Below are 14,088 nucleotides of genomic sequence, written 5' to 3' on the forward strand. Positions count from 1 at the left end.
GTTCGGCGGGCGAGGGTTCTCTGCTCAGCCTCGATGCGTACACTGAGCATCGTGCCTGCTGTGAACCTCGGAATGCCCAAGATTCCCGAAACCCTCGCCCCCCGCCGCGTCAGCCGCCAGATCAAGGTCGGCAAGGTGCTCGTCGGTGGTGACGCCCCGGTCAGCGTGCAGTCGATGACGACGACGCCGACGACGGACATCAACGCGACGCTCCAGCAGATCGCCGAGCTCACCGCGACGGGCTGCGACATCGTGCGCGTCGCGGTACCGACGCAGGACGACGCCGACGTGCTGCACATCATCGCGAAGAAGAGCCAGATCCCCGTCATCGCCGACATCCACTTCCAGCCGAAGTACGTCTTCCAGGCGATCGACGCCGGCTGCGCCGCAGTGCGCGTCAACCCGGGCAACATCAAGAAGTTCGACGACAAAGTCGGCGAGATCGCGAAGGCGGCCAAGGATGCGGGCGTGAGCCTGCGCATCGGCGTCAACGCCGGCTCGCTCGACCCCCGCTTGCTGCAGAAGTACGGCAAGCCGACGCCCGAGGCGCTCGTCGAGAGCGCGGTGTGGGAGGCGAGCCTGTTCGAGGAGCACGACTTCCACGACTTCAAGATCTCGGTCAAGCACAACGACCCCATCGTCATGGTCAAGGCCTACCGCCAGCTCGCCGAGCGCGGCGACTGGCCGCTGCACCTCGGCGTGACCGAAGCAGGCCCCGCCTTCCAGGGCACGATCAAGAGCGCGACGGCCTTCGGCATCCTGCTCGGCGAGGGCATCGGCGACACCATCCGCGTCTCCCTCTCGGCGCCGCCGGCGGAGGAGATCAAGGTGGGCCTCAAGATTCTCGAGTCGCTCAACCTGCGCGAGCGCAAGCTCGAGATCGTCTCCTGCCCCTCGTGCGGTCGCGCGCAGGTCGACGTGTACACGCTCGCCGACGACGTGACGGCGGGGCTCGAGGGCATGACCGTGCCTCTGCGCGTCGCCGTCATGGGCTGCGTCGTGAACGGTCCAGGCGAGGCCCGCGAGGCCGACCTCGGCGTCGCGAGCGGCAACGGCAAGGGCCAGATCTTCGTCAAGGGCGAGGTCATCAAGACGGTGCCGGAGTCGGAGATCGTCGCGACCCTCATCGAGGAGGCGAACCGCATCGCGGCCTCGATGCCGGATGCCCCGGTCGGCGAACCGCAGGTGCTCACGAGCTGATCGCGCCTCCGAGGGGCCGATGCGAGAGAAGTGACCCCACATCGGGGGACTGACCGCGACGTGCCCCCGGTCAGTAGGCTCAAGTCATCGACTGGGGGAGTCGACACTGAGAAGCACCGGGGGGCGGTGCACGTTTCGCACGAGGCGATCAGGGGAATCTTCCGTCGTGCAGGTTTCCCTCTCACGCCGCATCGCGGGTGGGCGGGAAGGGCCTGCGAGCGACCCAAGCCCCCCTTGCCGCCGCTCGCAGGCCTATTTTCTATTCTGGCCCCCGAACGGGGGGTTCGGCCAGCGCATCCGGCGCGACGCGCCGAGGCCAGTAGTCTGAACCGGTGACGACGCGACTGACCCAGCTCTTCCTCCGTACACTTCGCGACGATCCCGCCGACGCTGAGGTGGCCAGCCACCGCCTCCTCGTGCGCGCCGGGTACATCCGGCGCCAGGCGCCGGGCGTCTTCGCCTGGCTGCCGCTCGGCCTGCGCGTTCGGCGCCGGGTCGAGGCCGTCATCCGGGAGGAGATGCACGCGATCGGCTGCCAGGAAGTGCACTTCCCCGCCCTCCTGCCGCGCGAACCCTACGAGGCGAGCGGCCGCTGGGAGGAGTACGGCGACGGCATCTTCCGTCTCAAGGACCGCAAGGGCGCCGACTACCTCCTCGCGCCCACGCACGAAGAGGTCTTCACGCTCACGGTCAAGGACCTCTACGGCAGCTACAAAGATCTTCCGCTGTCGATCTACCAGATCCAGGACAAGTACCGGGATGAGGCGCGCCCGCGCGCCGGCCTGCTGCGCGGCCGCGAGTTCTCCATGAAGGACGCATACTCCTTCGACGTGACCGATGAGGGTCTGGATGCCTCGTACCAGGCGCAGCGCGACGCCTACGAGCGCATCTTCTCCCGCCTGGGGCTCGAGTACGTCATCGTGCAGGCGGACGCCGGGGCCATGGGCGGCTCGCGCAGCGAGGAGTTCCTGCACCCGACGCCCATCGGTGAGGACACCTTCGTGCGGTCGGCAGGGGGCTACGCGGCGAACGTCGAGGCCTACCGCTCGGTCTCGCCCGCCCCGCAGCTGATCGACGGACACCCCGCTGCCGAGATCATCGACTCACCGCAGACACCGACGATCGCGACGCTCGTCACCCTCGCGAACGAGAAGCACCCGCGCGAGGATCGCCTGTGGACGGCGGCGGACACGCTCAAGAACGTCGTGCTGCGGCTCACGGCGCTCGACGGCACGAAGGAGCTCGTCGTCGTCGGCCTGCCCGGCGACCGGGAGGTCGACCTCAAGCGCGCCGAGGTGGCCTTCGCTCCCGCAGATGTCGCGGCGGCGACCGAGGAGGACTTCGCCGCGCATCGCGGCCTCGTCAAGGGCTACATCGGCCCCTGGTCGCCGAGCGGCGCCGTGCTCGGGAAGGGCTCGAGCACGGGCATCCGGTACCTGGTCGATCCTCGCGTCGTCGACGGCACCGCGTGGGTGACGGGCGCGAACGAGCACGAGAAGCACGTGCTGGGCCTCGTCGCGGGCCGCGACTTCACCGCCGACGGCCTCGCCGACATCGCCGAGGTGCGCGAGGGCGACCCCGCCCCCGACGGCTCCGGGCCGATCGAGACCGCGCGCGGCATGGAGATCGGGCACGTCTTCCAGCTCGGTCGCAAGTACGCCGAGGCGCTCGGGCTGCAGGTGCTCGACGAGAACGGCAAGCTCGTGACCGTCACGATGGGCTCCTACGGCATCGGCGTGACGCGCATCCTCGGTGTCATCGCCGAGGCCAATCACGACGAGCGCGGTCTCGTGTGGCCGCGCAACGTGGCGCCCTTCGACGTGCACATCGTCGCGACCGGCAAGGACGCCGCGGTGTTCGACGTTGCCGAGGCGCTCGTGAGCGAGCTCGAGGGTGCGGGGTTCGACACGCTCTTCGACGACCGACCGAAGGTCTCCCCGGGAGTCAAGTTCGGCGATGCCGAGCTCATCGGCGTGCCGCTCATCGTCATCGTCGGTCGCGGAGCCGCCGAGGGACGCGTCGAGTTCTGGGATCGCCGCACGGGCGAGCTCGAGGAGATCGCGCTGCACGAGGTGCTCGACCGCCTGCGCGACGCACCGCAGTGAGAGCGCGTCGCTTTCCGCGCTCGTCCGGGTTAGGGTGAAGAGTCGCCGGGTCGGTTGACCTGTCGCGGCCGCGAGCGCCTTCCCACCCCTCCCGAGCCCCTGGAGCACCATGTTGTCCACCCCCGCCCCTGCCCTCCGACGCACGGTCATGGCGGGCGGTGTGGCCCTCGCCTTCGCGCTCGGTGCGGTGGCCCCCGCGACTGCCGCCGACACCGTCGAGGGCGACACTCCCGTCGTCCTCAGCAGCGACCAGAGCACCTTCGGGGCGATTCCGGAGGTCTTCCCCGCGGACGGCGACGAGGGGCCCCCGCCGGAGATCGAGCTGCAGCTGTTTGGCGGCCCGACGACGCCGGAGATCACGCCGTGGACGACGACGGCGCTGAGCTTCGACTCAGAGGACCGCGTTTACGTGGCGCTCCTCTCCGCAGGGCAGATTTTCGGCGAGAGCGTGCAGTACCTGTGCGCGATTCGGGTGTACGACGAAGACGGCGTGCCCTTGGGGTCGCCGCTGCCGGTGGCGAACCCTGACGATGGCGAGACCGGCCTGTGGCCGGTGGCGTGCACGGGCCTCGCTCTGCTCGACGTGCTCAGCGCGTACGGTCTCGATCTCGACTTCGAGAGCGGCGTCAGCCAGGAGGCTGCGCCGAGCACGGCGGCGTTTGTGTACTTCAGCGACGGAACAGCCGTTCGCATCGACGCGCGTACCGGAACCGTGACGGAAGTCTTCACGGGCTCCTCCGGGTCCTTCGGCGATTTCGAGTCGCTCGCGATCTCGGCCGGTCCGGCCGAACTGCTGGATCCGGAGCGCAGCGGTATCGCTGTCATCGTCGCCGGATTCACCGACGAGGCCCTCATCGTGAGCGTGCTCTGGGAGGGCGGCGAGACCGAGTCGCGGTTGGCGTTCTTCCCCGTGACGGTGAACGGTGCAGAGTTCGACAGCGAACTCAACCTCTGGATCGTGTCGCCCGACATCGAGCAAGGTCAGATGGCCGTCTTCAGCTTCGGCTATACCGACCTGAGTGAGTTCGGCACGCAGCCCACCTCGGCCTCGGAGCCCGGTGTCGATCTGCTGGCCCCTCTGGACGCGGCGGGCGACCTCTCCGCGGTGACGCAGGATTCGCCGCAGGGGGGATTCGACGCAGCCGCGATCAGCGGAGGTTACCTGGTGAGCGGCCTTGGGACGTTCACCGCCGGCGGCATCGCGATCGAACGCGCCGCCGTCGAGCTCGCCGGAGACGCGGAAGAGCAGCTCGCGGCGACCGGTGCCGACGACCAGCTCGTCCTCGCGATCGGGGTCATCGCCGGCGCGCTCCTCCTCGGCGGCGTCGTCATCACCGCGGTCGGTGCCTCGCGGCGTCGCACCCGCCGCGACTAGCGCCGGGCACCGCGCGTGCCGCGCACGAGCGGAATCGGGCCCGTCACCGAGTCCTCGTCGACCCACAGCTCGATGCCGGCGACGTCGGGCAGCTGGTCGCGCGTGAAGACCGGGTCCTTCCCCGCCGCGCGCTGGTCCTGGTAGTTCGTGAGCACGCGGAAGGCGACGCCGCCGAGCAACGCGATGGCGACGAGATTGATGATCGCCATGATGCCCATCACGCCGTCCGCGGTCGTCCACACGAGCGTCGTCGAGGCCACAGAGCCGCCGAGGACGGCGAGCACGACGAGACTGCGGTAGACGATGAGCGCGGGCCGGCTCGTCGTGATGAACTCCAGATTCGATTCCCCGTAGTAGTAGTTGCCGAGGATCGAGCTGAAGGCGAGCAGCAGGATCACGACCGCGAGCAGCACTCCGGCCCACTCGCCAAGGGAGGAGACGACGGCCTCTTGCGTGAGGTCGACGCCGCGCTCGGCGGCCGCGAGGTCGGGATTCGTCACGAGGATGATGAAGGCTGTGATCGAGCAGACGAGGAAGGTGTCGAAGTAGACGCCCAGCGTCTGCACGAGGCCCTGCTTCGCCGGGTGCGTGACCGCGGCAGCCGCACCGGCGTTCGGCGCCGAGCCGAGACCTGCCTCGTTCGAGAACATGCCGCGCTGGATGCCGACGAGGATGATCGTGCCCACCGCGCCACCCGCGATCGACTGGAACCCGAAGGCGCCGGCGTAGATCTGCGCGAACACGCGCGGCACCTCCTCGATGTTCATCGCGACGATGACGATGCCGATGAGGAGGTAGAGCAGCGCCATCGCGGGCACGAGCGACTGGGTCACGCTCGCGATGCGACGGATGCCGCCGAAGATGACGAGGCCGGTCGCGAGGGCGAGAACGCCGCCGATAGCCCAGGGGAGCATCCCCGGGTCCTCCAGGCCGGCTGCGCCCCCGACGGCACTCACGATCGTGTTCGCCTGCAGGCTCGAGAAGGCGAAGGGAAACACGACGATGAGGACGACGGCGAAGAGGATGCCCATCCACCGCTTCCCGAGGCCGCGCTGCATGTAGTATGCGGGGCCACCCCGAAAGCCGTCCCTGTCCTTCGTCTTGTAGACCTGCCCGAGCGTCGACTCCACGAAGGAGGACGCGCCGCCGATGAAGGCCATCGTCCACATCCAGAAGATCGCGCCGGGGCCGCCGAGGGCGAGCGCCGTCGCCACACCCGCGATGTTGCCGACGCCGACGCGAGAGGCGGCCGAGACGGTGAACGCCTGAAACGCCGAGACCGACTGCGGCTCGCCGCCGGCATCGCGCGGCGTCACATCGGTGAGAGTGCGGAACATCGCGGGAATGAGCCTCAACTGCACTACCCTCGTGCGCACCGTGAAATACAGGCCGAGCCCGATGACGATCGGCAGCACGATCCACTGCCACAGCGAGCCGCCGAGAGAGGCGATGAGGTCGTTGACACCGTCCATGGCGTCCATTCAGACACACTAGCGATGTCCGGTACCGTGGGGGTCTGCAATCGAATAGAGGAGCGACACCGTGGACATCGACCTGACCGTCTTGAGGATGATGGAGCGCGAGCGGGAGATCCCGTTCGACGAGCTCGTGCAGATCATCGAGCAGGCCATCCTCACCGCCTACCTCAAGCACACGGAGCAGGACGATCACCGCGGCTCCGACCGCCCGCAGCCTCGTGCCGAGCTCGATCGCAAGTCGGGCCACGTCACGATCTACGTGCCCGAGTTCGATGAGGAGGAGAACCTCATCGGCGAGGCCGTCGACAGCCCCGACGACTTCGGCCGCATCGCCGCGTTCGCGGCCAAGCAGGTCATCAACCAGCGCCTTCGCGACATCGGCGACGACCGCGTTCTCGGCGAGTTCAAGGGGCGCGAGGGCGACATCGTCGCCGGCGTCATCCAGCAGGGACCCAACCCGCGCATGATCCACATCGACCTCGGCACGGTCGAGGCGATCCTCCCGCCCGAGGAGCAGGTGCCGGGGGAGGACTACGCGCACGGCCGTCGCATCCGCGTGTACGTGACGAGCGTCTCGAAGGGTCTCAAGGGTCCGTCGATCACCGTCAGCCGCACCCACCCCTCGCTCGTGCGCAAGCTCTTCACCCTCGAGGTGCCCGAGATCGCGAGCGGGCTCGTCGAGATCACCGCGATCGCACGCGAGGCGGGGCACCGCAGCAAGATCGCCGTGCGCTCGCTCGAGCCCGGCGTCAACGCGAAGGGCGCGTGCATCGGCGAGCTCGGGCAGCGCGTGCGCGCGGTGACGGCCGAGCTCGGTCAGGAGAAGATCGACATAGTCGACCACTCCGACGACCTCGCGACCTTCGTGAAGAATGCGCTGTCGCCCGCGAAGGTCTCCGACGCCTTCGTCATCGACGCCGACACGAAGGCCGTGCGGGCCCTCGTGCCCGACTACCAGCTCTCCCTCGCCATCGGCAAGGAGGGCCAGAACGCCCGCTTGGCGGCCAAGCTGACTGGCGCCAAGATCGACATTCAGCCCGACTCCGTCATGGAGGAGTAGGCCAGGGGCTACAATGGAACCCGTCAGAACCTGCATCGGCTGTCGCCAGCGTGCTTCCCGCTCCTCACTTCTGAGGGTCGTGGCGCGCGAGGGGAGGGTCGAGGCGGATGCCCTGGCCCGCTTGCCGGGACGGGGCGCGTGGGTGCATGCCACCCTCGACTGCGTCGAAGCCGCCTCGCAGCGGCGGGCATGGGCGCGCGCACTGCGCGTGAGCGGTCCGCTCGACGCAGACCACGTACGACACACCATCGGAGCAACCGGCTCCACGAGAGAACAGGCTGATCGGCCAATGGACAACTAATGAGCGGCTCGAAATGAGACCCGTCCACCACTAGTGATCCGCCCCTGTCTGGGTGCGGATCCAGACAGGAGAATTGTGGCTGCAAAACCACGCGTGCACGAGATCGCGAGCGAACTCGGCATCGAAAGCAAGGTCGCCCTCGAGAAGCTCAAAGAGCTCGGCGAATTCGTCAAGGGGCCGTCGTCGACGATCGAGCCCCCCGTCGCCCGCAAGCTGCGCAAGGCGGTCGAAGAAGCAGGCCTCGGCGCGCCGAAGGCGGAAGAGAAGCCCGCGGCGAAGGCTCCCGCGAAGGCCGCGCCCAAGCCGGCTCCGAAGCCCGCCGAGACGGTCGAGACGGCTCCCGAGTCGGCCGAGAAGCCGGCTCCTGAAGCGCCGGCTGCTGAGGCTCCGGCTGCTCCGCAGCAGCCCGCCGAGGGCGACGCGCCCGCGCGCCCGGCGGCATCCGGAGGCCCCCGGCCCGGCAACAACCCCTTCGCTTCCCAGCAGGGCATGTCTCGCCCCGGTGCGCCGCGGCCCGGCAACAACCCGTACTCGTCCTCCCAGGGCATGCCCCGCCCCGGTGGCGTGGGCGGCGCCGTTCCGCGCCCGCCGCGCCCCGGCGCACCCCGCCCGGGAGCGCCTCGCCCCGAGGGCGGCCCCGGCCGTCCCGGCGGCGGTCGCGGCAACGCGCCGTTCCAGACGCGCCAGGGCGGCCCCGGTCGTCCTGGAGGTGCCGGTGGACCCGGTGGCGCGCCCGGCGGCTTCCGCCCCGGTGGCGGCTTCAGCGGCCCGCGCCCCGGTGGCGGTGGCCGTGGTCGCGGCCCCGGCGGCGGCACCGCAGGTGCCTTCGGTCGTGGCGGCGGCAAGTCGCGCGCGCGCAAGTCGAAGCGCACGAAGCGGCAAGAGTTCGAGATGCGCGAGGCGCCGTCGGTCGGCGGCGTCAGCGTTCCCCGCGGCGATGGCAAGAAGGTCATCCGTCTGCGTCAGGGCGCATCGATCAGCGACTTCGCCGACAAGCTCGAGCAGGTCAGCGGCATGAGCGTGCCTCCCGGCAACCTCGTGACCGTGCTGTTCCACCTCGGTGAGATGGCGACGGCGACCGAGTCGCTCGACGGCGCGACCTTCGAGGTGCTCGGCGAGGAGCTCGGGTGGAAGATCGAGATCGTCTCCCCGGAGGACGAGGACAAGGAGCTCCTCGAAGCCTTCGACATCGACCTCGAGCAGGAGGACGACGAGGAGGACCTCGTCATCCGCCCGCCGGTCGTGACCGTCATGGGCCACGTCGACCACGGTAAGACGAAGCTGCTCGACGCGATTCGCGAGGCGAACGTCGTCGCGGGCGAGTCCGGTGGCATCACGCAGCACATCGGCGCTTACCAGGTGTGGACGGAGCACGAGGAGATCGAGCGCGCCATCACCTTCATCGACACCCCGGGTCACGAGGCGTTCACCGCCATGCGTGCTCGTGGTGCGCAGGTGACGGACGTCGCGATCCTCGTGGTCGCCGCGGACGACGGCATCATGCCGCAGACCGTGGAGGCGCTCAACCACGCCCAGGCGGCGAACGTGCCGATCGTCGTCGCGGTCAACAAGATCGACTCCGAGGGCGCGAACCCGGCGAAGGTGCGCCAGCAGCTCACCGAGTACGGGCTCATCGCCGAGGAGTACGGCGGAGACACGATGTTCATGGACGTCTCGGCGCTCAAGAACATCGGCATCACCGAGCTGCTCGACGCCGTGCTGCTCACCGCCGACGCGGGTCTCGACCTGCGCGCGAACCCGCAGCGCGACGCCCGCGGTGTCGCCATCGAGGCGAAGCTCGACAAGGGCCGCGGCTCGGTCGCGACCGTGCTCATCCAGGCGGGAACCCTGCGCGTCGGCGACCCGATCGTCGCGGGCACGGCCTACGGCCGCGTGCGCGCCATGACGGACGAGAACGGCGAGAAGGTCGACGAGGCCTACCCGTCGCGTCCCGTGCAGGTGCAGGGCCTCTCGAGCGTTCCGCGCGCCGGAGACACCTTCATCGTCACGGAGGACGACCGCACGGCGCGTCAGATCGCGGAGAAGCGCGAGGCCGCCGAGCGCAACGCCCTCCTGGCGAAGGCGCGCAAGCGCATCAGCCTCGAGGACTTCACGAAGGCGCTCGAAGACGGCAAGGTCGAATCGCTCAACCTCATCATCAAGGGTGACGTCTCGGGTGCCGTCGAGGCGCTCGAGGAGGCCCTGCTCAAGATCGAGGTGGACGACAGCGTGCAGCTGCGCATCATCCACCGCGGTGTGGGTGCGGTGACCGAGAGCGACGTGAACCTCGCGACGATCGACAACGCGATCATCGTGGGCTTCAACGTGCGCCCCGACACGAAGGCGCGCGAGCGCGCTCAGCGCGAGGGCGTCGACATTCGCTTCTACTCGGTCATCTACGCGGCTCTCGAGGAGATCGAGGGCTCGCTCAAGGGAATGCTCAAGCCCGAGTTCGAAGAGGTGCAGTCGGGCGTCGCCGAGATCCGCGAGATCTTCCGCTCCTCGAAGTTCGGCAACATCGCCGGTGTCATCGTGCGCAGCGGAACGATCACGCGCAACGCGAAGGCCCGCGTCATCCGCGACGGCGTCGTGGTCGGCGACGGTCTGGCGATCGAGTCGCTGCGCCGCTTCAAGGACGACGTCACCGAGGTGCGCACGGACTTCGAGGCCGGTATCGGTCTCGGCAAGTTCAACGACATCCAGATCGGCGACGAGATCGAGACGATCGAGATGAAGGAGAAGCCGCGCGAGTAGCGCGCGCGAGCTCCCTCAACCCCGGGGTGCCCGCCCGCACGGGCGGGCACCCCATCCCTCTTCTTTCGAAGGAGACAGCACCATGGCGAACCCTCGCGCACGCAAGGTGGCCGACCGCATCAAGGAGGTCGTCGCGAAGCGCCTCGACAAGGGGCTGCGGGATCCGCGTCTCGGCTTCGTGACGATCACCGACGTGCAGGTGACGGGCGATCTGCAGCACGCCTCCATCTTCTACACGGTGTACGGCACCGATCAGGAGCGCGCGGACAGCGCTGCCGCCCTCACGGCGGCGACGGGGATGCTGCGCACCGAGGTGGGGCGCAACCTCAACACGCGCCTCACGCCGTCTCTCGAGTTCATCCCCGACGGGGTGCCCGAGAACGCCGCCTCGATCGAAGCCCTTCTGCGCGAGGCACGGGAGCGCGACGAGCTCACACTCAGCTCAGCGGCCACCGCGCAGTACGCGGGCGACCCGGACCCGTACGTCAAGCCGCGGGAGCACGTCGACGAGGTCGACGAGGAGCTCGAGGACGACGCGCTCGACGACGACCCGCGCTAGGACGACGCGCGCTAGGCCGACTCGCGCTAGTGCCCGAGGTCGATGGAGCCGGTCGACACGATCGACACGATCGACAGCGCGACCGCGCCGACGATGATGAGCGCGCCCATGACGACGAGCACGGCGAGGCCGAGCTTGCCGACGAGGTCGGTGAACCGATTGCGGGGGGCTGACTGCATCTCGCTCATGAGGACAGTCTCGCAGTATTCGCTGACGGTGCGGTAGTCGGTCGTCAGGCGCCGCCGCGCCAGTTCATGCGCTGCACTTCGGCGTCGATCGCCGACTCGGTGATGACCGTGCCCGGGCCGTAGGCGTCGATCGCCATGAACATGGCGGCGATGCCCATGCCGCCGATCGGGAACAGCGGCCAGAAGAAGGTGTTCGGCGTCGCGAGCGCCCACACCGCGACGACGATCGTCGACACGGCCGCCCAGACGAGGAGGAAGCGCAGGAAGTCGCGCTTGGCCCGGAGGCGGCGGTAGGCCTGCTTGCGAACCCGTTCGGACTCGGTGGCGCTGTCGTGGCTGCTGTCGTGCGTGCTCATGCCCCAGATGGTACGTGCGCAGTGCGGCTGCGCGCATCCTCCGAACGGTGGATGCCCGTGCCCACGCCTCAGTCAGGCAGGGTGTAGCCCGTGCTCGGGTCGCCGAGCGCGAGACCGTCGGCGAGGAGGCTCGCGAGGGCGCGCTCGCGCTGCGCGGCCACCGGCCAGAGCGACTCGACCACCTCGGCGGGAACAGGGGTGTCGCTCTGCCGCAGCTCGCGCATGATGAGCCCCCGCACCTGGCGGTCGCTGCCCGCGAAGCGTGCCTGCCGTGGGGCCGTGGGGCCGTCGTACTCGGGGTAGCCCGCCGCGCGCCACGCGCACAGCCGCGCGAGGGGGCAGCTCGCGCAGCGCGGGGTGCTCGCCGTGCACACCGTCTGGCCGAGCTCCATCGCGCCCGCGTTGAACCGCTGCGCCTCGGCCGGGTCGCTCGGCAGCAGCGCCTCCATCGCGGCGAGGTCGGCGCGCGTGCGCGCGGGCCCCGCCTCGCCCTGACCCGCGACCGCGCGGGCCAGCACCCGACGGGTGTTCACGTCGACCACCGGGGTGCGCACCCCGAAGGCGAAGGCTGCCACGGCGCGGGCCGTGTACTCGCCGATGCCGGGGAGGGCGAGCAGAGCATCCACGTCGCGGGGCACCTCGCCGCCGTGCCGCTCGCTGATCGCCACGGCGGCGGCGTGCAGGCGCAGGGCGCGGCGGGGGTAGCCGAGGCGGTCCCAGGCCCGCACCGCTTCGGCGGGGGAGTCGGCGGCGAGAGCGTCGGGGCTCGGCCAGCGCGCGAGCCACTGCTCGAGCCGCGGAATGACGCGCGCGACGGGCGTCTGCTGCAGCATGATCTCGCTCACGAGCGTGCCCCACGGCGTGAAGCCGGCTCGCCGCCACGGCAGATCACGAGCGTGCTCCTCGAACCACAGGCCCACGCTCCGCGCAATGTCACTCACCCTCCCCAGAGTAGGCGGCCCCGTTGGTGCCAGATCTGGCGCGAATGGGCGCTTGGGTCCACTCGTAACCCACATGTGCGGCAAATCTGGGCCGTGCCGCGCATCGCCGTGGCGTGGCGCGGCGCATGCCGCGACACGGGATGGCGCGGCGTGGCGCATGGCGCGCGGCACGGGTTGGCGCGGCCCGGCGCGGCTCGCGCCCAGCAACGCGACCTAGCGTGGCTGCATGCGCATTCTCGTCACAGGAGCGACCGGATACATCGGCGGACGACTCGTGCCGCGCCTGCTCGAAGCGGGCCACGAGGTGCGCGTGATCGTGCGCGACCCCGCGCGCTTGCGCGACGTGCCGTGGGCGGGCGACGTCGAGGTCGTGCAGGGCGACCTCGCGAACCCCGGCGAGGTGCGCAGCGCGGTCGAGGGCGTCGAGGTGCTCTACTACCTCGTGCACTCGATGAGCGGCAAGGGCGACTTCGAGGCCGTGGAACGGCACGTGGCGACGACGGTCGCCACCGCGGCGAAGGATGCTGGGGTCGCCAGGATCGTGTATCTGGGCGGTCTGCATCCCGACGGCCCTCTCTCGCGGCACCTGGCCTCCCGCAAGGAGGTGGGCGACATTCTGCTCGCCTCCGGTGTGCCGACGGCCGCGCTGCAGGCCGGGGTCGTCATCGGCTCAGGGTCGGCGAGTTTCGAGATGATCCGACACCTGACCGAGGCGCTGCCGTACATGCCCGCGCCGAAGTGGGTGCGCAACTACATTCAGCCGATCGCGGTGCGCGACGTGCTGCACTACCTCATCGGTGCGGCAAGCCTGCCTCCCGAGGTGAATCGCGCCTTCGACATCGGAGGGCCCGACGTGCTGCGCTACGGGCAGATGATGAACGGCTACGCGGTCGAGGCGGGCCTCAAGCAGCGTCCCATCGCGAGCCTGCCCGTGCTCACGCCGTACCTCGCGAGCCAGTGGGTGAACGTCGTGACGCCGATTCCGCGCTCGCTCGCGGTGCCGATCATCTCGAGCCTCCAGTACGACGCGGTCGTCGGCGAGTCCGACATCGACGAGCACATCCCGCCGCCCGAGGGCGGCCTCACCCGCTACCGCACGGCGGTGCGGTACGCGCTCGCGAAGATGCGCGAGGGCGAGGTCGAGACGAGCTGGCGCAACGGCGCCGTCGAGGGGGCGCCGAGCGACCCCCTGCCGACCGACCCGCAGTGGAGCGGCGCGACAGTGTTCACCGACCTGCGCGAGGTGGAGTCGGAGGCCGAGCCTGAGGATTTGTGGCGCATCGTGGAGAGCATCGGCGGTGACAACGGCTGGTACTCGCTGCCGATGGCGTGGGCCGCTCGTGGGCTGCTCGACAAGCTCGTCGGGGGAGTGGGGCTGCGCCGCGGGCGCCGCCACCCTGAGATGCTCGCCCCGGGCGACGCGCTCGACTTCTGGCGCGTCGAGCAGCGCGACCGTGGTCGATTCCTGCGCCTGCGAGCCGAGATGAAGGTGCCGGGCCGCGCCTGGTTGGAGTTCACCGTGGAGCCTCGCGAGGGCGGCGGATCGCGCCTGCTGCAGCGCGCGATCTTCTTCCCCTCTGGTCTCGGCGGGCGCCTCTACTGGTTCGCGATCCTGCCGTTCCACGGCGTCATCTTCGCGGGCATGGCCGCCTCCATGGCCGCAAAGGCCGCGGCGACACGGGTCGACGAGAAAGTAACGAAACGGTAACGACTGCGCTAGGGTGGGGAGACCGCAATGAGGCGGCACCCATGAGACTCACCCGAAAGCGAT

General features: G+C 69.7%; 12 protein-coding genes. 8 read left to right on the forward strand and 4 right to left on the reverse strand.

The features are described from left to right. The first annotated feature begins 72 nt into the window (after nucleotides 1-72). The 3 genes from ispG to IE160_RS04780 all read left to right on the forward strand — a co-directional run bounded on the left by ispG (nucleotide 73) and on the right by IE160_RS04780 (nucleotide 4,680). Entirely contained in the window at nucleotides 73-1,200 is a 1,128-nt protein-coding gene (gene ispG, locus IE160_RS04770) for a flavodoxin-dependent (E)-4-hydroxy-3-methylbut-2-enyl-diphosphate synthase (protein ID WP_179873872.1), read from the forward strand. A gap of 332 nt (nucleotides 1,201-1,532) precedes the next feature. Beyond that, nucleotides 1,533-3,305 carry a proline--tRNA ligase gene (locus IE160_RS04775; protein ID WP_191151787.1) on the forward strand — a complete coding sequence of 591 codons (1,773 nt, stop codon included), beginning with the start codon at nucleotides 1,533-1,535 and terminating at the stop codon, nucleotides 3,303-3,305. A gap of 109 nt (nucleotides 3,306-3,414) precedes the next feature. Beyond that, nucleotides 3,415-4,680, forward strand: coding sequence for a hypothetical protein (locus IE160_RS04780; RefSeq protein ID WP_191151788.1), 1,266 nt, complete (start codon nucleotides 3,415-3,417; stop codon nucleotides 4,678-4,680). Here the strand turns inward: IE160_RS04780 and IE160_RS04785 are convergent. Further along, entirely contained in the window at nucleotides 4,677-6,152 is a 1,476-nt protein-coding gene (locus IE160_RS04785) for an alanine/glycine:cation symporter family protein (protein ID WP_191151978.1), read from the reverse strand. The genes IE160_RS04780 and IE160_RS04785 overlap by 4 nt on opposite strands. A gap of 70 nt (nucleotides 6,153-6,222) precedes the next feature. On the opposite strand from IE160_RS04785, the gene nusA reads away from it, so the two are divergent. From nusA to rbfA, 4 genes are all read left to right on the forward strand, one after another. After that, the gene (gene nusA / locus IE160_RS04790) at nucleotides 6,223-7,218 is read left to right on the forward strand and encodes a transcription termination factor NusA (protein WP_152583398.1); all 996 of its coding nucleotides are present in this window, start codon (nucleotides 6,223-6,225) and stop codon (nucleotides 7,216-7,218) included. Between the two features lie 13 nt (nucleotides 7,219-7,231). Beyond that, on the forward strand, nucleotides 7,232-7,519 hold the full coding sequence (locus IE160_RS04795) for a YlxR family protein (RefSeq protein ID WP_179873567.1): 288 nt from the start codon (nucleotides 7,232-7,234) through the stop codon (nucleotides 7,517-7,519). Nucleotides 7,520-7,594: 75 nt separating this feature from the next. Beyond that, nucleotides 7,595-10,273, forward strand: a complete 2,679-nt coding sequence (infB, locus tag IE160_RS04800; RefSeq protein ID WP_224744582.1) for a translation initiation factor IF-2 — start codon at nucleotides 7,595-7,597, stop codon at nucleotides 10,271-10,273. Between the two features lie 82 nt (nucleotides 10,274-10,355). After that, on the forward strand, nucleotides 10,356-10,832 hold the full coding sequence (gene rbfA, locus IE160_RS04805) for a 30S ribosome-binding factor RbfA (protein WP_191151789.1): 477 nt from the start codon (nucleotides 10,356-10,358) through the stop codon (nucleotides 10,830-10,832). A gap of 26 nt (nucleotides 10,833-10,858) precedes the next feature. Here rbfA and IE160_RS04810 read toward each other — a convergent pair whose 3' ends face one another. The 3 genes from IE160_RS04810 to IE160_RS04820 form a co-directional block, all read right to left on the reverse strand. Further along, nucleotides 10,859-11,020, reverse strand: a complete 162-nt coding sequence (locus tag IE160_RS04810) for a hypothetical protein (protein WP_191151790.1) — start codon at nucleotides 11,018-11,020, stop codon at nucleotides 10,859-10,861. A 44-nt stretch (nucleotides 11,021-11,064) separates the two neighbouring features. After that, nucleotides 11,065-11,376, reverse strand: a complete 312-nt coding sequence (locus IE160_RS04815; RefSeq protein WP_191151791.1) for a 2TM domain-containing protein — start codon at nucleotides 11,374-11,376, stop codon at nucleotides 11,065-11,067. Between the two features lie 68 nt (nucleotides 11,377-11,444). Continuing rightward, nucleotides 11,445-12,317, reverse strand: coding sequence for an HhH-GPD family protein (locus IE160_RS04820; RefSeq protein WP_224744583.1), 873 nt, complete (start codon nucleotides 12,315-12,317; stop codon nucleotides 11,445-11,447). A 226-nt stretch (nucleotides 12,318-12,543) separates the two neighbouring features. Between IE160_RS04820 and IE160_RS04825 the strand changes: the two genes are divergently transcribed. Continuing rightward, on the forward strand, nucleotides 12,544-14,025 hold the full coding sequence (locus IE160_RS04825) for an SDR family oxidoreductase (protein ID WP_191151793.1): 1,482 nt from the start codon (nucleotides 12,544-12,546) through the stop codon (nucleotides 14,023-14,025). Nucleotides 14,026-14,088 lie beyond the last annotated feature (63 nt).

The organism is Chryseoglobus sp. 28M-23 (genome assembly GCF_014789785.1).
GTDB lineage: Bacteria > Actinomycetota > Actinomycetes > Actinomycetales > Microbacteriaceae > Microcella > Microcella indica.

Coding starts and splice junctions, on each gene's coding strand:
- ispG (WP_179873872.1), top strand. CDS start 73: ATGCCCAAGATTCCCGAAACCCTCGCCCCCCGCCGCGTCAGCCGCCAG.
- IE160_RS04780 (WP_191151788.1), top strand. CDS start 3,415: ATGTTGTCCACCCCCGCCCCTGCCCTCCGACGCACGGTCATGGCGGGC.
- IE160_RS04785 (WP_191151978.1), bottom strand. CDS start 6,152: ATGGACGGTGTCAACGACCTCATCGCCTCTCTCGGCGGCTCGCTGTGG.
- IE160_RS04795 (WP_179873567.1), top strand. CDS start 7,232: ATGGAACCCGTCAGAACCTGCATCGGCTGTCGCCAGCGTGCTTCCCGC.
- rbfA (WP_191151789.1), top strand. CDS start 10,356: ATGGCGAACCCTCGCGCACGCAAGGTGGCCGACCGCATCAAGGAGGTC.
- IE160_RS04810 (WP_191151790.1), bottom strand. CDS start 11,020: ATGAGCGAGATGCAGTCAGCCCCCCGCAATCGGTTCACCGACCTCGTC.
- IE160_RS04815 (WP_191151791.1), bottom strand. CDS start 11,376: ATGAGCACGCACGACAGCAGCCACGACAGCGCCACCGAGTCCGAACGG.
- IE160_RS04825 (WP_191151793.1), top strand. CDS start 12,544: ATGCGCATTCTCGTCACAGGAGCGACCGGATACATCGGCGGACGACTC.